Origin of the sequence: Nitrospina sp. P1_D6 (assembly GCF_052156615.1) — a bacterium.
In the GTDB taxonomy this organism is placed as follows: Bacteria; Nitrospinota; Nitrospinia; order Nitrospinales; family Nitrospinaceae; genus Nitrospina.
Genome location: NZ_JBQKUN010000003.1, coordinates 1 through 20778 on the forward strand (window position 1 = coordinate 1; position 20778 = coordinate 20778).

A 20778-nucleotide genomic window follows, 5' to 3' on the forward strand; every position below is an offset into this window, starting at 1 on the left:
AGATCTTCCAATCCCAAAACTGAGGATAACCACCGTAAGGCTTCGTCTCCACGTTGTTCCACCACATGTACTCCTGACCCTTCGAAAAGGTCCAGGTCGACTTGTGGGCCATCGTGCACGTCTGACACGCAATACAGCGGTTCGTATTGAATACGAACGTGAACTGCTCCTTCGGATGCTTCTCCTCGTACACATAGGTCATCATGCGACCCAACTGCCAGTTATAGACTTCAGGCATCTTGTAACCTCCCTTGCAACCGGTCCCGATTCGACCAGTTTCCCTGGGTTGTCAATGCTCCATGCGATCCCTAGATTTTACCAGACCGCAACGGTTAAAGTGAAATCCTTTATCAGGACGTTCCCGCACGCAGTTCGTACACCTCGATACAGCGGTCGCAGGCCCCGTCCTTGCTCTCCCAATCGGGAAAATCGATCTGGATGGCTTCAATCACCATCTCGTCGCAGACACTTGCCGGGTCGTCCACCCAGTTGTAGGTCGGGAATTTGCACAACGGACAGGGGGAACCCTGCAGGTGGATGTATTCCTGATCCTCGGGGGTGAAGTCCTCGGTGTAATCAATGTATTTGCTGATCAGGGTTTCAAGGTCCGTAGCCATGGAAAGCAGTTCCTCATGGGTGACCGATTCCGTGTTCCACAGGCCTTCGAAAATACCCCGGCGTTGTTCTTCCGGTATTTTTCGGTAGTAGTTGTCGAATTCCCGGTAACGCGCTTCTTTGGGCATGACCGACTTGATTTTCTTTTTGGCCAGCCGGGCATCCACATAAACGTTCCACAGCAGGCGGAACCGGGCGGTGATGAGGTTCTTGACCGACGGGTTACCCGGAATGAATGCGTCTTCGTAGTCGAACTCCGGGTCCATCATGTCGCGGGCGTGCATGAATTCGTGGATCAGGAAGGCTTCCAGTTCTTCATGCTCCTCGGGGTTGGCAAAGCGGCTGGCCAGGACCCGCATCTCGATGACCGGCAGGCCGGAGACGCGGTTGAGCACGTTGGAGCCTTCGTCCACCTTGTTGATGGCCCGCTTGACCATGATCTCCTTGATCTTTTCCTCGAACTGGCGGCCCTCGTCCTCGTATTCGACATGGCGCTCCACCTCCTCGATATTGGAGGCCGGGGTGTCGTCTTCCAGCGAAGCTTCCTCGGCATTCATGCCCACGGCCTCAGCTTCTTCCCCTGTGGCAACGGCTTCGCCTTCTTCATTTTCGCTTTCAGAATCCTCTTCCGACTCCCCGGACGCCGATGAGGAAGCCCCACCGGGAAGCTCGGCGACGGCCGCAGGCTGGCGGCTGTCCTGGCGCTTGCGCTTGGGAATCAAACCGCACACCTCCAGAGCCTTCAAAACATGATCGCCCAGGCGCAATTTTTCCCGGAAAAACAGTTCATTGACCTTTTCAAACGCTTCTTCCCGGTCGTCTTCCGGAAGTTCGTAGATGGGGTCAGCCAAGGAATGAAATTCATCGTATTCGGCGCGAAATCCGGATCGTTCCAGGTGGTTCAAATGGCGAAAAACGGATTCCTCCATCAACTGCGGACTATAAGTAACTTTCATGGTCTTTCATTCCCGCGGAAGTGTTAAACCCTTCTATTTAAAAACCCAAGACGTGTTTAGTACCTGCGATTTTTATATATGCCGGGCCAATTGTCAAGGCATTATGGAAACGCCCCCAACCCTTGAAAAAAGCCCGCCTGCTAAAACAAACCAGACGGGGGAACACACCTTTAAATTCAGATATAAGGGCCAGGAAAAATAACCATAACCCCTTTTAAGTCAATCCCTTAAGGACCTAAAAACTCAGTATCAGAAAACCTGGATTTCAGGGTTGACAGGAAACCTCATTTCCAATCCTTCGATGGAACTCTCAAATTTTGCAGCGCCCATTCTCTTCCATGGGGCAAAGGGTCTGGCGAGGCGGTTGCCTTTCCCCGGAACCCGTTTGCACCGCTTTTTTTATTTCTTGTCGATGCGCTCGGTCATTTTCCGCAGGTGCTCGATGGACGCCATCAACTTCTCCGGATTGCCCAGTTCCTTCGCCACCTCCTCGGCGTGCTTCAGGTACTTTTCGCATTCGTCCTTGCGCGACTCCGCCAGGTTGAGCCGGGCGACGGTCATGTACAACTGCACGAGGTTGGGAATGTGCTTGGCCTGCCGGAACAAGTCGGACGCCTGCACAAAGTACGCGTCGCCTTCTTCGTAATTCTGGCTGCGGAATTTGAGGTTGCCCATAAAGGTGCAGTCTTTCGCCATCCCTACCTTGTCGTCCAGTTCCCGGGTGTATTCGAGGGCCTTCAGGTAATGCTTTTCCGCTTCGGGATGGTTGCCGCGCCGGAAGAAGTAGTTGCCGAGACTGCGGTAGTTCTCCGCCTGCTCGCTTTTCTCGAGGTATTTCTGAGACAGGTCCAGCGCTTCCATCAAACTCTGTTCCGCTTTCTCGGTGTACCCCTTTTCCATGTTGATGTTGCCCACATTTCGCAGATCGATACATATTTCTTTCGGATCGTTCATCCTGCGCGAATACTCCAGAGCGGCCTTGTAATGCGGCTCTTCCTTGGCACGCTCGTTGAGTCCGTTGTAAATGGTGGCCAGCGTGCGGTGATCGTAACAGGCGTTGCGGATGTCCTGCAGTGACTCGGCGATCTCGAGGGCGTTTTTGCAGTACTTCTCCGCCTGTTTCCAGTCTTCTTTCTGCAGGTAGAGGTTGCACTGGTTGCGGTAATCCTCCGCCATCTCGCGTTTGTTTCCGGCCTGTTTGTTGAGCTCCAACGCTGCGAGGTAATTTTTCTCGGCGGCGGCCCAGTCGGTTTTCTGCAGACTCAGGTTTCCGAGATTGCGGTAATCGCTGATGAGCCCCTTCGTGTTGTTGCGTTTGCGGTTGACCTTGAGCGACTGGTTGACCACCTTCTCCGCTTTTTCCAGCCGGTTGAGCTGAAGGAGGACATGAACACGGTTGCTGTACAGATCGGGCAGGCCGGGGTGCTCCTTCGACTGTTCTTCCCGGATGGCGATGGCCTGTTCGTAAAAGGAATCGGCTTTCTCCAACTCCTGTTTCTGCTCGCACACGCTCGCCAGGTTGGCCAGGGTGTTGCTGCGCCCGCCTTCGTCCTTGATCTTTTCCTGGATCGCCAGCGCGTCTTCCAGCGTTTTCTGCACCTTGTCAAGGTCGTTGGCCAGAAAATACACGTTGCTGAGTTCCTTGAGAGCGGCGATGCGCCGGTTGTCGTCCTGCCTGCTCTCTGCGTCTTTCAGGTCACTTGAAATTTCCGCCTCGCGCTTCTCCAGCATTTTGGGATGACTGACGATGTACACCAGCCGGTCCTGCACGATGGCCAGGCTCTGCGTGTCCTTGAGGGCTTCGTACATGGCCTGGGCGCGTTGCAGAAAATCTTCGGCTTTCTCAAGATCTTCCTTCTTGAGGTAGATTTCGCCAAGCGCCTCGTACTGCTGGGCCATGCCCGGCCGGTTTTCCAGCTTCTCCATGATCTCAAGCGACTTCTCGAACTGCCCAATCGCCCCGGCCCAGTTTTCCTTCAGGCTCTCCACACGGCCCAGGTTGGCGTAGCCGCGGGCCTCGCCCAGTTGGTCGCGCAGGTCGATCATCAGTTTGAGCGACTGTTCGTAATACTCCCCCGCCTTGTCCAGGTTCTTTTTGTGCAGTTGAATGACCCCCAGGTTGCCCAGCAGGTAGGATTTGCGTTTCTGGTCCTGGTTCTCCTCGATGTATTCGAGGGCCTTGAGGAAATTCTCTTCCGCCGGATCGAGGTATTCCGGCTTGCCGGAGACACCTTCCTGCATCAGCGTCCCGCCCAGGTTGGCGTAACTGATGGCGATGGACTGTTTGTCGTTGAGGTTTTCCAGTACCTCCACGATTTTCCGGGTGATTTCCGTTACCTTGTCGAAACGCCGGGCCTGGTAGAACATCTCTTCCAGATCCTGGTATTTCTGGATGAGTTCCTGCGTGCGGTTTTCCTTTTCCAGCCTCTCGATCTCCGGCCGGGCGGCTTCTTCTTTCGAGGCGAGGTAATCCGGGTGAGCGCGCAGGGTTTTGAGCTGTTCCTCGACGAAGCTCAGTTTGTCGGCGTCTTCTTTTTGCGACAGCAGGGCCGAGCGCGCGGTTTCAAAATATTTTTCCGCCGCGGCGAAATCCTTTTTCTGCAGGGCGATGTTGCCCAGGTTTTCGCTGTAGAGCACCTGTGCCTGCACGTTTTTGTCTTCCTCCACCAGCTTGAGCACTTTCGCGTACTGCTCCTCCGCCTTGTCGAATTCGCCTTTGTATAGATTGACGTGACCGAGGTTGCCAAGGGTGCTTTCGATGCCCATGCGGTCATTAAGCTTTTCCATGAGCGTCAGCGATTCGGAATAAAACTCCTCCGCCTTGTCAAAGCGCTTGCTTTGAAAATTCAGGTTGCCCAGGTTGCCAAGCACGTAGGCCTGCCCCAGTTCGTCGCCCGCCTTCTTCATGTGATCGAGGGCGGTCATGAAATGAGATTCGGCTTCCACGAGCTGGTTTTTCTGCAGGCAGGACAGGCCCATCTTTTCGTATTTGCGGCCTTCGCCGCGCGGGTCGTTCTTTTGGGATTCCTTGGTTTCCATGCAACCTCTCACTGATTTATAAAGAAAAAGCACCCCGCATCCGGCAAGTCTCCAGACCGGATGTAAAAATCTGAATTCATTGGAAACAAAAGGGATTATAGAGAGCCCGGCGGGGGGTGTCAATAAAAGCTCCCCCACTGTCGGAAAGCCGCGGCAGCAGACCCTCAAAAGCGGGTTGCGCGATTGACACACTCCCGGCCCCTCCCTATAATCGCCGGAAATTTAACCTGTTCAAAGGCAATCCCGTGACCGACCCCAAAACTTTCCTGGACGCACTCCAGCGGCCGGGCAACGTGGCCTTCGCCACCAGCCAGACGGAACTCGAATCGCTTCAACAATCCCTGCCCGGTCTTCGGCACACGGCGGAAGACGGGTCGGAATACTGGCATGCGGGCGAAGCCCCTTCCGCCGCCACCACACGCATCAAGCGCTACCCCACCGGGCATCGGGTCTTTTACACGCAGGAAGGCAAACGGTTCCTCATGACCGACCCGCAGGGCCACACCCTGCACGAGGTGGAATGGCAGGCGGACACCGCCTCCGGCGAGTCGCGGTTCAGGCACGTGCGCATGCAGCTGGACTGCCGTCAGTGGGTGGGCATCCGGCCGCGCGCCAAGAAATACACCAACCGCATCAACATCTCCAGCATGCCCGGATGGGAACGCATGACGCTGGACGACCTGCGGAAAGGCGCGTCGCAGGCGTGGCGGGTGCCCTACTCGGAGGTGAAGTATTTTTACCACGACGAAAACTTCGTGGAAGTCGGCAAAGGGGAGTACGACGTGCAGTTGTTCAAGGACGGGCTGTACGTCCTCATCGAGGGCGGCTGGGAAAAGACCGTGTTCATCAGCTACATGTTCACCGTCAACTGGGACCGGCTGGACCTGATCCCGGTGGTCGAGCTGTTCCAGTCCACCCTGCCCGGCACCGGCGGCGCGGCCTTCGAGTTCATCTGGGGTCTCTATGAAGACCAGTCGCGGGAGGAAGAACTGCCGCCGCTCCGTTACCGCGGCCTGCCGACCTATCCGTCGAAAGAGGCGTTCAACATCTTCAACGCATTTTTCGAGCCGAAGGGCCCGAAGAGCGAGGACATCCTGAACGTCTTTCTCAACCCCGACCGCTCGCATGAAATCGAATGGACGCCGCGCGCCAATCCGCCTTGGCGTTATTTCCACGACCAGCACAACGTCAGCGTCACGGTGCAGGACGGGGACCTGTACAAGGTGTCGGTGGTAGACGACGCAGTGTCGGTGCCATACATCAACACGGCGAAAGGGAGCGGACCCTGCCAGCGCTACCTGGAGGTGATGGGGGGCAGTGTGATCCTGCACGACGGCGCGGACACGCGCGAGATCCCGCTCGATGCCGAATGGCAGGTGACGGTGGAGGACAGCCAGCCCAAATCTCCGCCTGCGCACCCGTTCGGCTGGCGGCATTTTTTCAGCGACGGCCTGCCGACCATCGATCCGGTCAAGGTGCTGTTCACCGTGCCCGTGTACCCGGACGGCGACGAGGAAATTCACGAACCGACGCTCCAGCCGATGGCGGTGGACCAGATCCTGCACTACATGGAACAGCACGACGACATGCCCGAACGGCTCGAAAAAGTTCAGCGCGTGCTGGTGCACACGTTCGACACGGTCATCGCTGGATGCATTGACTGCACGCGCGACCGGGAATACGTGGTGCTGTTCAGCGATGCGGAGTTTGCGCAGAAAAACGCGCAGGAGTTGTGGAACTACGCGGCGTCGCGCAACCAGCTGGAGAACGTGCGGCGGGTGCGGTTCCTGAAAGAAGAAACGCACGTCGAGAAGGCGTACCAGGAACAGTACGACCTGGTCTACAAATGGGTCCCGTTTTTCTATCACACCGACCGCGACATCTGCGAGAAGATCCTGATGTCGGTGGTGCAGGTGCTGGCGCCGGGCGGGCTGGCCTTCCTCGTCGCGCCGTGGCCGCTCAAGGGGCTGCTCGATGCGTATGGGCTGAACGTGCTCAACGCCGACCGCATCGTCGAGATGCCCTTCTTCCAGCAACACCTCAAGATGTGCCCCGAAAACCAGGCCAACCCGGACGTCACCGTCTTCTTCGTGGAAAAGAAGTAAAGGGAGAATTCACTGCGGGATACCTGCTGAGGGCTTCCACCTTCTCCGAAGGAAGAACCCGCAGGATTTTGCTCAACGCCCATTTCCAAATTCATCCGCCGCCTCCGGGCTCAGCCCTAATTCCTCGTCGGCGTGGCCGGCTACAGGATGACTTCGGGGGCCATCTGGGTTTGGGATTCGGGATGGTTGCGCACGTAGAGCTGCGGCAGGTCGTTGGTGCCGTAGTGGGTGATGTACAGGTACACGTGCTCGCGGGCGTTGACGCGCAGCGCCCACGGATCGTAGTCGTCGCGGTAAAACTGCTCGTAGCGTTGCATCGCTTCCGGGATGGAGAGGCCGTTCTCCGGCGTGTAGTAGTAGTCGAGCGCCAGGTCGTGTTCCGGGTTCACCTGCACGTCGATCTTCGTCTCCTCCATCATGTCCCACACCGGCGCGTGTTTGTAGAGCACGAAGAAATACATCTCCACCGAGTGAATGATGTCCTGGTTGTCGAGCAGGAACCTCCGCGTGTCTTCGGCTTCCTCCTGCGTTTCGCTGGGAAACCCGAAAAAGCCCATGACGTGGCTCCAGATACCAACGCGCTTCGCCTCGTTGAGGTTCTTGATGGCGACGTCGATCTTGGTGTCCTTCTTGACCAGTTTGATGATGCGCTCGTTGGCCGACTCCAGCCCGAAGTAAAGACTGCGGCAGCCGGACTTCGCCGCCATCTCCCAGCATTCCGGGTCCAGCAGGGATTCCTCAAAGCGGATCAGCGTCGTCCAGAACAGGTCGAGTTTGGCATCGATCATCATCGGCGGCAGTTTGCGGAACAGTGCCGGCGGAAACGATTCGTCGGTGAACAAAATATGCTTGGCCTGGTACTTCTCCTTCATCTCCTTCAGCTCTTCGATGATGCGGTCGGCGTGCTTGGCGCGGTACTGGTCGATGTACCCCGCGCCGTGATCGCAGAAGGTGCACTTGCCCCAGTAACAGCCGCGCGTGCCGAGGTACGGCAGGATCTTGTCCGGCACGAAATACTTGTCGAACGGCATGCCGTCGAAATCCGGGATCGGCAGTTCGTTGACGCGCTCGGTGTGGAGCTTGTCGTTCACCCGCACCTGACCGGTTTCGTCCTTCCAGATCAGGTTCGGCACGTCGGAGAGCGGGCGACCGTCTTCCAGCGCGCGCACCAGTTCCACCAGCGCATGTTCGCCCTCGTAGGCGACAAGGGAATGAAACGCGCGGTCGAAAAATTTCGGCTTTTTGGCGATTTCGTCCTTCAGGCGGGTGGTGATGTTGCCGCCGACGGTGACATGAATGTTCGGATACTTTTTGCGGATGAGCTGGGCGAAGGTCATGCCCGCCATCAACTGCACCGGCGTGCCGATGGAGATGCCGACGACGTCCGGCTGTTCCTCATCGATCGCCGGGTACACCAGGCGCTCGCACAGGTCGATGTAAATGTTCACGTCGCGGTCGTGCGGGGCGCGGAACAGGTCTTCCGACACCCACGGCCGGTACACGTTCAGGTTGCTCTCGACGGGATAAAAATTGATCGAAGCCGGGTAATAGGAAATGGAGATGAATTCCATCACCTCGCGGAAGGCATTGAGCGCCCATTCCAGCTTTTCCACTTCATAGAACTCCGGTCCCCGGGTGATTTCCTTGGCGCGCTCAACCTTTTTCGCATGGTGCGGAATGTCCACGTAGGTGTATTGGATGAACCCTTCCTTGAGCTGACGTTCCTCGTCTGTCAGCCCTTCTTTCTGCTCTTTTTCCATCAAGCGCATCAGACGACCCTGTATACGCTCCCGGACAAACTCCAGATAATCCCGGGTGAAATAATGGTCGAACGCCTCGACGTTGATGTCTTTGAGCACGGTGGGGATGCCGTTCTGGCGGAGAACCGCCGCCAGGCTGGGCAAAGCCAGATAAGGGGCTGTAGGCACCCATTCCGGCGGAAAGATGAGCATCACTTTTTTATTCATGGCCTGTCGGAATGTATGAAAATCCAAACCGCCCCGCGATCGGGCGCCGACCGGAAAGGATAGGTTTATCAAGTGATTCCACTTCCTATTTTGTATCGGCCATATGCTATCATATTTGGAAGATCAATTCTGACCGGATATGGAAAATTCATGGAATTTTCCGGGCCCGTCGGGCCGTGGCCACCCCCTGTCCCCCGCACCGGGTTTTGATTCCGGCGGGCCAAGCACTTGTGCTAGGATGGGTTTTACTGAAGAATCCCAAGTTAACGGTTTGTTTTGGGTCCCGTTGACGTCCCGCAGGGCGCAGGGCCGCAGGCCGGATCCGAAACCGGCAACACCCGCGAAGAGGAGTGGAAAACAGAATCATGGCAGGAAACGATACCAACCCCGAAATCAAAGCCAAGATCATGCTCGACGAAGCAAATCTGGCATTTTGTGAAACCGCCGAACGTAAAGATGAACCGGGCAACCGCAACAAGGAAGGGTCCGCCTGGGAACAGGGCAAGATGGACGGCGAGTTCGACGAAGAGGATTACGAACGCATCCTGGAATTGCAGCTGGAAGCGGCCAACATTTGCGACACGCATCCGGATCTGGAGGACAAAACCTCGGAGTTGTTCCAGAACGTCACCGCAGACAACGCCGATGAGATCATCAAGCAGATCATGGACGAACCGGACATCCGGGACCTCGCGCGCATCGCCGTCACCATTTTCCTCCTGCGGTTCCCGACAGTGCAGTCCTTCGTGAACAAAGGACATCCGCTGGTGCTGGCCACGGACGAATACATGCTGGAAAACGCCGACGCGCAGAACTGGCACGATTACAAGAACATCGCCCGGGACATGGGCTGGGACCCCGCCGATTGAGCTCCGTTCCTTTATCGTGGTTTCCGCTTTAGGATAAAACCGTCATGTCGCTCCGCTACCGCCTCAACAAGGAAAGATTCAAGGGCAAAAAGCTGCCCCCGAAGATCCGCACCAACGAGGACCACGTCTCCGAGGACCAGCGCGGCGACTTGACTTCCAGCGATATGGAATTTGAAGCGGTCCGCCGCTTCAAGGATGCGGTGAAGAAACCCATTGAGGAATCCGAATTCTCCCGCCGCGGCCTGTTCTCCCACCTCAACCGGTTGAAGGAATACTCGGACGAGTCCGAACGCCTCGAAGCCGAAAAAAACCCGACCAAAAAGAAAAAACGCAAGAAGAAGAACAAAGCAAAAGTCGAAGAGGGCATCGAGACCGGCGTCGCCGAGGCGGCAGCCGATTCGGGTGCGGAGGAAGGCGTCGCGGACGCCATCGCAGAGCCTGCATCCGATACGGCGGTCGAGGAAGTACCGAAACCGAAAAAAGGGTTCTTCCGCCGCGTGAAGGAATACTTTTATCCTTCCCTGGAATTCGAAGAAGCCAAACCGAAGTCGAAACCCAAACCCAAAGCCGCACCGAAACCCGCCATCGCTGTTGAAGGGGAATCCGCAGACGGCGCGGCGATACCGGCAGGAGCCGAAGACACAACCGCGCGATCGGCGGAACTGGAAGCACACGACGCTTCAACGGAAGTCCAGCAGGAGGACGAGGAACGCGATCCGGATGACAAGGAGATGGACAGGCGCTACATGCTCCGGCAGAGTGTCCACTTCTTTGCCAAGCCGACGGTGGACAACATCCAGGGCAAGATCGACAAGGTCAACACCGCCTTCGACAGGATCACCAAGCGCCCTCCCCTGCTGCGCCCGCCGGGCGCCATCTCCGAGCGCGAGTTTCTGAACGCCTGCACGCGGTGCAGTGACTGCGTCAACGCCTGCCCGAAGGACGCCATCCTGAAGGTACCGAAGAAGATGGGCTTCCTCATCATGGACACGCCGTACATCGACCCGGCCAAGGTGCCGTGTGTCATGTGCGACGGCCTGCCGTGCATCGCCGCCTGCGAGGAAGGCGCGCTGTTGCCGGTGCCGGGCGGCCCGCGCGACGTCGAGATGGGGTACGCCATTCTGGATAAGAAAAAATGCCAGGCCTACGGCGACGGTTTCTGCCAGCAGTGCCTGATCGACTGCCCCATCCCGGGGGCCATCACGCAGGACCGCGAGAACCGGCCCACTATCCACAAGGACGTGTGCACCGGCTGCGGGGTGTGCGTGCGGTCCTGTGGCACGGTGAACATCCCCGTCGCCATCAAGGTGAAACCGCAGATGGTCATCGAGTACCAGCAACGCAAGAAGGAACGCGAAAAGCAGAAAGCGGAACTGGAAGCCCGCCGTCAGCAGTTGCAAGCCGAGCAGGCCCGGCAGGAGACGGCCACCGCCACCGAGGAACCTCCGGAGGAAGGCGGGGAGGATTCCACCACGCCGGACGGAACGCGTTCCGAAGAACCGTGAGCTCCCCCCCGAACTCCGGCAATTATCCCCTTGCAACCGCGCGGCAATTTGAGTAACTTGTTGGCTTCAATTTTTCAGCCATTTAAACCGATTCCACCACCGCTTCCATGACCCAGAAATTCGTAAGGACCCACCATTGCAATGAATTGCGCGAGGGCGACCTCGATAAAACCGTCACCCTGTGCGGCTGGGTGCACACCCGCCGCGACCACGGTGGGCTCATTTTCATCGACCTTTGGGACAAGCGCGGCCTCACCCAGGTGGTGCTGAATCCGCAGATCGACCAGCTCGCGCACCAGGAAGCGCAGTCCCTCCGTGGCAATTACGTCATCGCCGTCACCGGCACCGTGAGAAAACGCCCGGAAGGCATGGTGAACCCGAAGCTGGAGACCGGCGCCATTGAGGTGTATGTCGCCGACCTCGCCATTCTGAACAAGTCCGAGACGCCCCCCTTCCCCGGCTGGGAGGAAGCGGAAGTCTCCGAAGCCCTGCGTCTCAAACACCGTTACCTGGACCTGCGCTCGCCGGACCTGCAACGCAATCTGAAAACGCGCTACGACATCACCCGCGTGGTGCGGAACGTTTTGCATGAAGCGGACTTCACGGAAGTCGAGACGCCCATGCTCACCAAGAGCACGCCGGAAGGCGCGCGCGACTACCTGGTGCCGAGCCGCCTCAACCCGGAAAAGTTCTATGCCCTGCCGCAGTCGCCGCAGTTGTTCAAACAGATCCTGATGGTGTCCGGGCTCGACCGTTATTTCCAGATCACCAAATGCTTCCGCGACGAGGACCTGCGCCAGGACCGTCAGCCGGAGTTCACGCAGATCGATATGGAGATGTCGTTCATCGACGAGCCTCAGTTGTTCCAGTTGATCGAGTCGATGATGAAGACCATTTATAAAGAGGTGAAGGGCATCGACATCCCGACGCCATTTCCGATCCTGAAATACCAGGACGCGATCGACCGCTACGGCTCGGACAAGCCGGACCTGCGGTTCGATCTGGAGATCGTCGACCTCTCCAAAGAAGTCAAGGGCACCGAATTCAAGGTGTTCGCCGAAGCGCTCAAGAACGGCGGGCAGGTGCGCGCGTTGAACGCCAAGAAGAGTTCGGAAGCGCTGTCGCGCAAGGTGCTCGACGACCTGACCGAGGTCGCCAAGACTTACGGGGCCAAGGGCATGGCATGGATCAAGGTCAACACCGACGGTCTGCAGTCGCCCATCGCCAAGTTCTTCAAGAAGGAAATGCTGGACGCGATGATGGCGAAGCTGGGCGCGGAGGTGGGAGACACCATCGTGTTCGCCGCCGACACGCCGCGCATCGTCGCCGACTCGCTGGCGCACCTGCGCCTCGCCATCGGCAAGCACCTGAACCTGATCGACACCAGCCTCATCCGCTTTGCGTGGGTGACGGAATTCCCCCTGCTGGAATGGGACGAGACCGAAAAACGCTACGTCGCCATGCACCATCCGTTCACCTCACCCATGGAAGAGGATCTGGGCAAGATGGAATCGGACCCCGGCTCCATGCGGGCACGGGCGTACGACCTCGTGCTGAACGGCAGTGAGATCGGCGGGGGCAGCATCCGTATCCACAAACAGGAGGTTCAGGAAAAAATGTTCGGCCTGCTCGGCATCGGAAAGGAAGAAGCGCAGGCAAAGTTCGGTTTCCTGCTGGAGGCGTTGCAGTACGGCGCCCCGCCGCACGGCGGCATCGCCTTCGGGCTGGACCGCATCGCCACCATCCTCTGCGGTGCCGCGAGCATCCGCGACGTCATCGCCTTCCCCAAAACGCAGAAGGCGACGTGCCTGATGACGCAGGCTCCCTCCGCCATCGACCCCAAACAACTCAAGGAACTCAAACTCAAGTTCGACCTCTCCTGACCCCGGCCCCACCGGGAGGGCCCCGCCACGTGGGGAGGCCATGGGCTACTGCCCGGTAGTCACGGGGATGGTCCGTGGGCACAATCCCAGATCCATCTCAGCGGTTCTTTGCAGGAATCCTCTTACAATTCCCCGCCAATTTCTTATAATGGGGCCGCGTCCCGACCGCATCCGTCACCCCGCATGCAGAAGGAGTGTCCCGATGAAATCCAAACCTGTATTCAAAATCATCTGCCTGCTGGCAGTCGTCCCCTTCTGGCTGGCCTGCACGCAGACCGGATCGTGGCAAATCAACAAAAGCCCCGTATCTTCTTCCGCTACGGAAACTTCGCAATCGAAAACGGAAACCAGCAAACCCAAAACGAAGTCGGATTCGGTCGCCGCCCTCAAGAAAAAGTTTCCCGGCGATGAAGCGTTTGAGAAGAAATCAACGGAATCATTCTCACCATCGAAACCCCAAATGGAAGAAACCGGAAACCCCACGGTTTCAGCCGAGATCGGGTCGCTGAAAGAACCGCAGTTCGAACAGCCGGAAGTGAACGCACCGAGCGGCACCGAGGAGATCGGTTCCACCATGCCGCTGTTTGAGGACACGGCCAAGCAGCAAAAAGGATTTGTCGTAACAAACGTTTTTTACGGAACCACGCGCAAGTACACCGGCGTCAAGATCTCACCCAAGTTTTACGGCGGCGATGCGGGGGACGAACTGGAGTACGGGGTCGCCACCATCTCCGTGCCCACCGACCCGAAGATGCGCAGCAAAGGAAGCCTCACCACGCCGCTGACCATCTTCGAAGTTCAGTTGGAAAAAGAGGACCCCAAAAAACACGTGATCCTGAGAAACGCGGGAAGGTTGCCCCGGGAAGTCTTCTTGGAACGGTTGAACGGCAGTCTGGCCGAGCACCCGGCAATGCTGGTTTTCGTGCACGGCTTCAACAACACCTTCGAATACGCCGTGCAGCGGGCCGCACAACTGGCTTATGACCTGGAGTTCGACGGCACATCGGTCGTGTTCAGCTGGCCGTCAAACGGGCAGGCACAGGATTACATCAAGGACGCCAACCGCATCCGTGCCGCGGCTATTGACCTTCGCATGTTTTTAAAAACCCTGCACAAGGGAACACAAGCGAAGTCGGTATACCTGGTGGCGCACAGCATGGGGAGCGTGGCACTCACCAATGCCCTGCACGACCTCGCACTGGAGATGAAGGAACAGGAAAGCCCGATCTTCAATGAAGTCATCCTCGCTGCGCCGGACATCGACCAGATCGAGTTCGAAAAACTGTTCTCCGAGTTCAAACGCATCACGGCCCGCACCACGCTGTACGCATCGAGCCGCGACCAGGCGCTCATCATCTCCCGGGAGGTGAACGGGTACCGGCGGGCGGGCGACTCCACCGGCGGCATCCTCACCCTGCCCGGGCTGGATTCCATCGACGTCTCCCGCCTGGACACCAACCTGATCGGGCACTCCTACTTCGGCGACAACAAGTCGGTGATCTCGGACATCTACCGGCTGATCCGCGGCAGTCCCATCTACCAGCGCGGCAAACTGGTGAAACGTTCCCTCAAAGGCTTGACCTTCTGGGAATTCATCCCCTGACCTCTTAAACATAAAAAAAGCCGTCCCGACCGGGACGGCTTTTTCTTTTTTAATGCGTGATCATTGCCCAGCTTGTTTGCGCTTCACCAGTTCGGCGGTGATGAGGTCGGCGATATTCTGGTGGGCGTGCTCGATGGCGACATCCAGCGGCTCCTGGTTGTTCCCGTTTTTAGCGCGCAAGTCGATGCCTTTTTCGATCAACGTATCGGCAACGCTGTAATTTCCCTTTTCCGCCGCGACGTGCAGAAGACTGCCTTCCGGCACCTGCTGATTGGGATCCGCCCCCTTGTCGATCAGCATTTCCGCCACCGTGCTGTGGTTGGAATCGACCGCATAATACAAGGCCGTTTTGCCCGCCTTGTTCTTGCGATGCACATCCGCACCCCGGTCCAGCAGCACCCGCACCACGTGGAAATGCCCTTTCTGCGAGGCGATGTGGAGCGGGGTGTCCTCGGCCTGCGGTGGACCGTACAGCGGAGCGCGATGGGTGAGAAGGATGCCCACAATATTATCATTGCCCTGGCGGGCGGCAGCCATGATGGGCGACGGCCCCGGCGGGTTCACCGAGGCTCCCTTCTGGATCAGGAATTTCACCATCTCCGTTTCGTTTCCCAGAACGGCCAGGTACAGCGGTGTGTACCCCTTGTTGTCCGCCTGATCGACCGCCAGCTTGCGGTTGAGGAGACTGAGCCCCACACGCTGGCGTCCGTTGAGCGCGGCGTGGTGCAGGGCGTTGCGGCCGTTGTCGTCGATGGCATCCAGGTCGGCGCCGTTTTCGAGCAGGGTTCTCACCACTATTTCGTTGCCTTCAAACGCAGCCAGATGGAGAGGCGTGCGCTTGTCGTTGTCGCGTGCGTTCACGTTCGCGCCGCGGTCGAGCAGGATTCGGGTGACCTCCTCGCGGCCTTTTTCGGCAGCAAAGTGGAGGGGGGTTTTGCCTTCCGTGCCGGGCTTGTTGACCTCGACGCCTTCATTCAGGTGACGCCGCACTTCCTTCTGGTTGTTGTAGATGACCGCCTGCTCGAGGCTTTGCGTGGGCAGGATCATGCACCCAGCAGACGCCACTACAATAAAATAAAAAATAAAACTGCCAATAAAACGAAGGTGATACTTCATAAGAAACTCGACCTGATTAAGAATTGAAAAAACAAATGACAGAACACATTGAACTTTTGTGGGCTGCGATCATGACTCAAAAACGGCACAAAATTTAAACTGAATAGAAATATTTTACCTCACAAACATTTTATCCAATGGAACGAGTTCGCGGAACCAGACCGGGATTCAATTTTGTGTGGCTTCCCATTTTCAACGTGATCTCCCTGGTTATCAATTCCGCAAGTCTTTGGTAACCATGCTCCAATGCCACATCCACCGGTTCCTGGTTTTTATTGTTTTTGGCGCGCAGGTCGATTCCATTCGCTATCAAGGTCTCCGAAATTCCGTAATTCCCCATTTGAGCGGAAAGGTGTAGCAAACTACCTTCCGGAACAGGCTGGTTGGGATCGGCCCCATTTTTAAGAAGCAGAGCTACTATGGAATGGTTTTCCCCTTTTATCGCATGATACAGCGGAGTTTTGCCCTTGTGGTCGACCTGGTTTACGTCTGCTCCATATACCACCAACAGGCCAGCCAGCTGGATGAATCCCTGGTGCGCCGCAATATGTAAGGGTGTTTGTTCGGAATCAGCCGGACCATCCACCTTAGTACCGTGGTAAAGTAGAGCTTCCACTACCCAGAAATTTCCAGACCGTGTGGCGGCTACAAGAGGCGACGGCCCCGGAGGGTCGACCGATGCGCCTTTCCCAATCAATAACTCCGCCAAATCAGCTTCATTGGCCTGACAGGCCAGATACAACGCGGTGTAACCCGCATCATCGGGAAGTTCCAACGGCAATCCGCGATCGATCAAACTCCGCACGGTGTTTTGCGATCCGCCGAGCACCGCATGGTGGAGCAGGTTACGTCCTTTATCATCGGTCGCATCGAGATCGGCTCCGTTTTTGAACAGAATTTCCAGCACTCCCTGGTTCCCCCATAACGCCGCAAGGTGCAAGGGGGTGCGTTTCTGATAATCCCGCGCGTTCACATCGGCACCACGACGCAACAATATCCGTGTTATTTCCTGCCGTCCTTTTTTGGCGGCAAGATGGAGAGGCGTAAGGCCGCCGTTTTGGGGCTGATTGGGATCGAGTCCTTCATCCAGAAAACGGTGGACCGCATCCTGGTCGTTGTAGTCAATGGCCTGCCTTATAGTATGGCTGGGCAAAAACATACAGTTCCCAACCAGCAATAAAAATGCGAGGCATGCAACCAGACGGAGGAAAAGGCGGGAAGGAATCTTCATGATGGATTCTGCCCGGAAAAAGAGATTGGCCGTCCCGGGGCCGGAACAATCTGGTTTGGAGTCCCTGTGGCCGGGGCCACAGCCGGGAATGAAAATGCAATCGAAGAAGAAGTCGCCGAAACGGCGCGGCCGACCGGAAGCTGGACGGCAAGAAGTAAACCTGTAAGCCGGGTTCTGTTCTCCGTGCCGGAGCACGGAGCGATGATCATCAATCTAGGCCTGCCGTTGCCGACAGGCTCGAGCGATCAACCCGAAAGCATCGGACGGGCCGCCCTCATGCGCTTTCCTATTTGATCTTGCTCCGGATAGGGTTTGCCAGCTGCCGCCGTCACCGGCGGCACTGGTGGGCTCTTACCCCACCTTTTCACCTTTGCCGCCGCAGGCGAACCTGCGGGTGGGCCGTTTGTTTTCTGTGGCACTTTCCTTAAGGTCGCCCCCACTCCGCGTTACGGAGTATCCTGCCCTGTGGAGCCCGGACTTTCCTCCCTCCCGCTGGCGCGGGACGGCGATCATCCGGTTTACTTCGACACCGCCGTTTCGGTTTCCTCTTCTTCCGGTTTGGGAATGAAATACAGGTACCGGTCGCAGAACTGGCACTGGTGAATTATGTCGGGGGACGTCCGCACCTCCAGTGCCACCTGCGGCTGAATCTGCTGATGGCATCCCTGGCACACCTCGCCTTCGACTTTCACCACCGCCACGCCGCGGGCCTTGCGCAGTTTTTCGTAATGCGCCGCCATTCTGGCATCGACGGATTGGACCGCCTCCTGGCGTTTGTCCTGAAGCCCCTGCAATTCCGCCTGGGTGCGGCTCAGTTCTTCTTCCTTTTTCTTTTTGTATTCGTCGAACTTATGGCGCTCGCCGTTGAACTCCTTTTCGAGGTCCGGGATCTGAGCTTCCTTCTCCTCAAGCGCCTCCATGACCTCCAGCTCTTTTTCCTCGATGCCGTCGATCTTGACCTTGATGGCGTCCACTTCCGCGAGGATGGCGCTGTACTCCTTGTTGGTTTTCACCGTGGGTAGCTTGGCCCTGGTCTTGGCGATACGGTCCTGCTCCGCCTGCACATCCTGTTCGCACTGCTTTCGTTTCTTCTTGAGCTCTTCGATTTCCTGCTGAAGGGCGTTCAGCGCGCCTTTTTTGCCTTCCAGTTCCTTCTCCCCCGCCGCGACCTGTTTGGGGATGAGGTCCACCAGTTCCTGAATTTCGGCGATTTCGTTGTCCATCTGCTGGATAATGACCAGTTTTTGTAATTGAGGGTTCATGGAACGCCGTATTTATGGGTATTTAACGAGTGTCTGTCTTGGGATCAAATTTAGCACGCACCTTGCGGGCATTGCAACTTATATCCCGGAAGCGGGAACTCGGGACCGGATCGGTGGAGCCGGAGACGGGGATGGGCCGGTGTCAGGCTTTTTTCGGACGCTTGGAGCGGGCTTCCCAGAACACCAGAAACACACTGGCAATGAAGATCGAGGAATACGTGCCAATGGCGATGCCCACCAGCAGAGCGAAGGAGAAGTCGTGAATGATCTCGCCGCCCAGGAAAAACAGGGCCAGCACCACGAGCAGGGTGGTGCCGGAAGTCAAAAGCGTGCGGCTCAGGGTCTGGTTGATGCTGGTGTTGATAGACGAGGCCAGCGTTTCCTTGCCGCGCCGGCGGGTGTTCTCGCGGATGCGGTCGAACACGACAATGGTGTCGTTCAACGAATAACCTATGATGGTCAGGAAGGCGGCGACGATGACCAGCGTGAACTCCTTGTCCATCACGGAAAACGCGCCCATGGTAATGGTGACGTCGTGAATGAGCGCGATGATGGCGGCGATCGCATACTGGAACTCAAACCGCCAGGAGATGTAAATGACGATGCCGATGATGGCATAGATGATGGACAGCACCGCTTTCTGCCGCAGGTCCTGACCCACCTTGGGACCGACCATCTCCACGCGCTCCACCTCGATTCCAGTGATGCCCAGGCTTTTTTCCAGTGCACCGGTCACCTGCGAGCCGATCTCCTGCAATTGTTCTTCGGAACCTTCGAGCTGGATGAGGATATCGTTCTTCGTGCCGAATTCCTGGATGGTGCTGTCGCCCAGTCCGACATCCTTCAATCCGGCACGGATGCTGTCGATGGATGGCGGAGTGGGAAACCGCAACTGCACCAGCGTGCCGCCGGAGAAGTCGATGCCGTACTTGAGTCCCCCCTGCACGGCGATGGAGGCGAGACTGATCAGGATCAACAGGCCGGAGAACATGATGGCTCCCTTGATCTTGCCCATGAAATCGAATCGGGTTTCTTTTTTGATCAGTTCCATATGCCTGTTTGGGTCTCTCTAGCCGATGCTGAGGGTGTTGATCTTTTTCCGCGCCATGGCGGAATCGAAAATGGTGCGGCTCACGAACACCGCGGTGAACATGCTGGCCGCGATGCCGATGCAGAGCGTGATGGCGAAGCCCTTGATCGGGCCGGTTCCGAACTGGAACAGGACGATCGCCGCAATGAACGTGGTGACATTGGCGTCCACGATGGTGCTGAGTGCCTTGGCGAAGCCCGCGTCGATGGCGGCGCGGACGGGTTTGCCGATCCGGATTTCCTCGCGAATGCGTTCAAAGACCAGCACGTTGGCGTCGACCGCCATGCCGACGGTCAGTATGATGCCCGCGATGCCCGGCAATGTGAGCGAAGCGCCGAAATACGCGAGCGCCCCCAGCAACAATACGAGGTTCAGGAACAGCGCGGTCACCGCGATCACGCCCGACAGGCGGTAGTAGATCATCATGAAAATCAGCACCATCACAAAACCGGCGGCGATCGAGGTCACGCCCGCTTCCACCGAGTCGCGGCCGAGGGACGGGCCGATGGTGCGGTTTTCGAGAATGACCACCGGTGCCGGCAGCGCGCCTGCACGAAGCGCTATGGCCAGGTCGCGCGCTTCGTTGGTGGTGAAGCGTCCCGTGATCTGGGCGCGGCCGCCGGGAATCTCTTCACGGATCACCGGCGCGGAATAGACGTTATTGTCGAGAACGATGGCAACGCGCTTGCCGAGGTGATCTTTTGAAAGCTGGTAAAACTGCTGGCCACCCAGGCTGTTGAAGGTGAGCGCGACGTACGGTTCGTTGAACTGGTTGTCGAAGCGGACTTCCGCGGCGGTGAGGGTGTCACCGGTCATGATGGGGCGTTCTTTTATGAGGAAAGGCTCCTTGGTCACCTCACCGGTTTCCTCGTTTTCGATGCGCTGGTACAGCACCTCACTCCCCATGGGGGCGCCTTCATTCAGAGCCTGCTGGGGACTCATCGACTCATCCACGGCCTTGAACTCCAGCCGCGCGGTTTTGCCGATCAGGTTGATGGCCCGCTCCGGCTCCTCGATGCCCGGCAGTTGCACCAGAATGCGCCGCTCGCCCTGCACCTGGATGGCGGGTTCCGAGACGCCGAACTGGTCCACCCGGTTGCGGATGGTCTCCAGTGCCTGCTGAACCGCGTTTTCCTTGATGAATTTGATCTCTTCTTTTGTGACCTGGTAGATCAGTTCCAGCCCGTCCCGCTCCGTGCCCAGCAGTTTCATGTTGGGATAGCTCTTGACCGCTTCGGTCGTGGTGGGGGTGTCGATCGTATCGACCAGGATGATGTGGACGGTCATGTCCTCCTGCAGGGCGAACACACGTTCGAGCTCGATGTCCTCATCCTGCAGGGCGCGCTTGATGTCGTCGGCCCTTTGTTCCAGCGCGCTCTCCACCGCCTTCTCGGTCTGCACCTCCAGCACCAGGTGCATGCCTCCCTGCAGGTCGAGCCCGAGGTTGATCTTCTCATCCACCGGGTACGCCAGCCACACCGCGCCCAAAAGCACGGCAAAGATCAGCGGGATTTTCCATTTGAGATCGCGAAACATA

13 protein-coding genes, 1 other RNA gene and 1 pseudogene are annotated in these 20778 nt (G+C 57.6%); 5 read left to right on the plus strand and 10 right to left on the minus strand.

Features of this window, described 5'->3' with window-relative positions; genetic code table 11:
* The 3 genes and pseudogenes from ACTRXA_RS06190 to ACTRXA_RS06200 all read right to left on the minus strand — a co-directional run.
* A pseudogene (locus ACTRXA_RS06190) lies at nt 1-238 on the minus strand (4Fe-4S dicluster domain-containing protein); the annotation flags it as partial.
* 112 nt (nt 239-350) lie between these two features.
* Nucleotides 351-1571, minus strand: a complete 1221-nt coding sequence (locus tag ACTRXA_RS06195) for a hypothetical protein (RefSeq protein WP_442426345.1) — start codon at nt 1569-1571, stop codon at nt 351-353.
* A gap of 399 nt (nt 1572-1970) precedes the next feature.
* Entirely contained in the window at nt 1971-4610 is a 2640-nt protein-coding gene (locus tag ACTRXA_RS06200) for a tetratricopeptide repeat protein (protein WP_442426346.1), read from the minus strand.
* A gap of 245 nt (nt 4611-4855) precedes the next feature.
* Between ACTRXA_RS06200 and ACTRXA_RS06205 the strand changes: the two genes are divergently transcribed.
* Entirely contained in the window at nt 4856-6715 is a 1860-nt protein-coding gene (locus ACTRXA_RS06205; protein WP_442426347.1) for a hypothetical protein, read from the plus strand.
* A gap of 140 nt (nt 6716-6855) precedes the next feature.
* Here ACTRXA_RS06205 and ACTRXA_RS06210 read toward each other — a convergent pair whose 3' ends face one another.
* The gene (locus ACTRXA_RS06210) at nt 6856-8682 is read right to left on the minus strand and encodes a radical SAM protein (RefSeq protein WP_442426348.1); all 1827 of its coding nucleotides are present in this window, start codon (nt 8680-8682) and stop codon (nt 6856-6858) included.
* Nucleotides 8683-9047: 365 nt separating this feature from the next.
* Between ACTRXA_RS06210 and ACTRXA_RS06215 the strand changes: the two genes are divergently transcribed.
* From ACTRXA_RS06215 to ACTRXA_RS06230, 4 genes are all read left to right on the plus strand, one after another.
* On the plus strand, nt 9048-9551 hold the full coding sequence (locus ACTRXA_RS06215; RefSeq protein ID WP_442426349.1) for a hypothetical protein: 504 nt from the start codon (nt 9048-9050) through the stop codon (nt 9549-9551).
* A gap of 44 nt (nt 9552-9595) precedes the next feature.
* Nucleotides 9596-11056: a 4Fe-4S dicluster domain-containing protein gene (locus ACTRXA_RS06220; protein WP_442426350.1), complete on the plus strand. Its 1461-nt coding sequence runs from the start codon at nt 9596-9598 to the stop codon at nt 11054-11056.
* A 107-nt stretch (nt 11057-11163) separates the two neighbouring features.
* Nucleotides 11164-12939, plus strand: a complete 1776-nt coding sequence (aspS, locus tag ACTRXA_RS06225; protein WP_442426351.1) for an aspartate--tRNA ligase — start codon at nt 11164-11166, stop codon at nt 12937-12939.
* 202 nt (nt 12940-13141) lie between these two features.
* The gene (locus ACTRXA_RS06230; RefSeq protein ID WP_442426352.1) at nt 13142-14542 is read left to right on the plus strand and encodes an alpha/beta hydrolase; all 1401 of its coding nucleotides are present in this window, start codon (nt 13142-13144) and stop codon (nt 14540-14542) included.
* A gap of 60 nt (nt 14543-14602) precedes the next feature.
* Here the strand turns inward: ACTRXA_RS06230 and ACTRXA_RS06235 are convergent, their stop codons facing one another.
* The 6 genes from ACTRXA_RS06235 to secD all read right to left on the minus strand — a co-directional run bounded on the left by ACTRXA_RS06235 (nt 14603) and on the right by secD (nt 20777).
* Nucleotides 14603-15658 (minus strand): ankyrin repeat domain-containing protein, encoded by a 1056-nt coding sequence (locus tag ACTRXA_RS06235; RefSeq protein WP_442426353.1) that lies wholly within the window; start codon nt 15656-15658, stop codon nt 14603-14605.
* Between the two features lie 130 nt (nt 15659-15788).
* A complete protein-coding gene (locus tag ACTRXA_RS06240) occupies nt 15789-16889 on the minus strand; it encodes an ankyrin repeat domain-containing protein (protein WP_442426354.1) in 1101 nt (366 codons plus the stop codon).
* 147 nt (nt 16890-17036) lie between these two features.
* An RNA gene (gene rnpB / locus ACTRXA_RS06245) (RNase P RNA component class A) lies at nt 17037-17414 on the minus strand.
* Nucleotides 17408-18151 (minus strand): zinc ribbon domain-containing protein, encoded by a 744-nt coding sequence (locus tag ACTRXA_RS06250; RefSeq protein WP_442426355.1) that lies wholly within the window; start codon nt 18149-18151, stop codon nt 17408-17410. The genes rnpB and ACTRXA_RS06250 overlap by 7 nt, the downstream gene beginning before the upstream one ends.
* Nucleotides 18152-18293: 142 nt before the next feature.
* The gene (gene secF / locus ACTRXA_RS06255; RefSeq protein ID WP_442426356.1) at nt 18294-19202 is read right to left on the minus strand and encodes a protein translocase subunit SecF; all 909 of its coding nucleotides are present in this window, start codon (nt 19200-19202) and stop codon (nt 18294-18296) included.
* An 18-nt stretch (nt 19203-19220) separates the two neighbouring features.
* Nucleotides 19221-20777, minus strand: coding sequence for a protein translocase subunit SecD (gene secD, locus ACTRXA_RS06260; RefSeq protein WP_442426357.1), 1557 nt, complete (start codon nt 20775-20777; stop codon nt 19221-19223).
* Nucleotide 20778 lies beyond the last annotated feature (1 nt).

Bases quoted from the DNA above. Each gene is read 5' to 3' on its own strand.
- secD (WP_442426357.1), bottom strand. From the start codon at position 20,777: ATGTTTCGCGATCTCAAATGGAAAATCCCGCTGATCTTTGCCGTGCTT.
- ACTRXA_RS06195 (WP_442426345.1), bottom strand. From the start codon at position 1,571: ATGAAAGTTACTTATAGTCCGCAGTTGATGGAGGAATCCGTTTTTCGC.
- ACTRXA_RS06200 (WP_442426346.1), bottom strand. From the start codon at position 4,610: ATGGAAACCAAGGAATCCCAAAAGAACGACCCGCGCGGCGAAGGCCGC.
- ACTRXA_RS06210 (WP_442426348.1), bottom strand. From the start codon at position 8,682: ATGAATAAAAAAGTGATGCTCATCTTTCCGCCGGAATGGGTGCCTACA.
- ACTRXA_RS06240 (WP_442426354.1), bottom strand. From the start codon at position 16,889: ATGAAGATTCCTTCCCGCCTTTTCCTCCGTCTGGTTGCATGCCTCGCA.
- aspS (WP_442426351.1), top strand. From the start codon at position 11,164: ATGACCCAGAAATTCGTAAGGACCCACCATTGCAATGAATTGCGCGAG.
- secF (WP_442426356.1), bottom strand. From the start codon at position 19,202: ATGGAACTGATCAAAAAAGAAACCCGATTCGATTTCATGGGCAAGATC.
- ACTRXA_RS06215 (WP_442426349.1), top strand. From the start codon at position 9,048: ATGGCAGGAAACGATACCAACCCCGAAATCAAAGCCAAGATCATGCTC.
- ACTRXA_RS06250 (WP_442426355.1), bottom strand. From the start codon at position 18,151: ATGAACCCTCAATTACAAAAACTGGTCATTATCCAGCAGATGGACAAC.
- ACTRXA_RS06235 (WP_442426353.1), bottom strand. From the start codon at position 15,658: ATGAAGTATCACCTTCGTTTTATTGGCAGTTTTATTTTTTATTTTATT.
- ACTRXA_RS06220 (WP_442426350.1), top strand. From the start codon at position 9,596: ATGTCGCTCCGCTACCGCCTCAACAAGGAAAGATTCAAGGGCAAAAAG.
- ACTRXA_RS06230 (WP_442426352.1), top strand. From the start codon at position 13,142: ATGAAATCCAAACCTGTATTCAAAATCATCTGCCTGCTGGCAGTCGTC.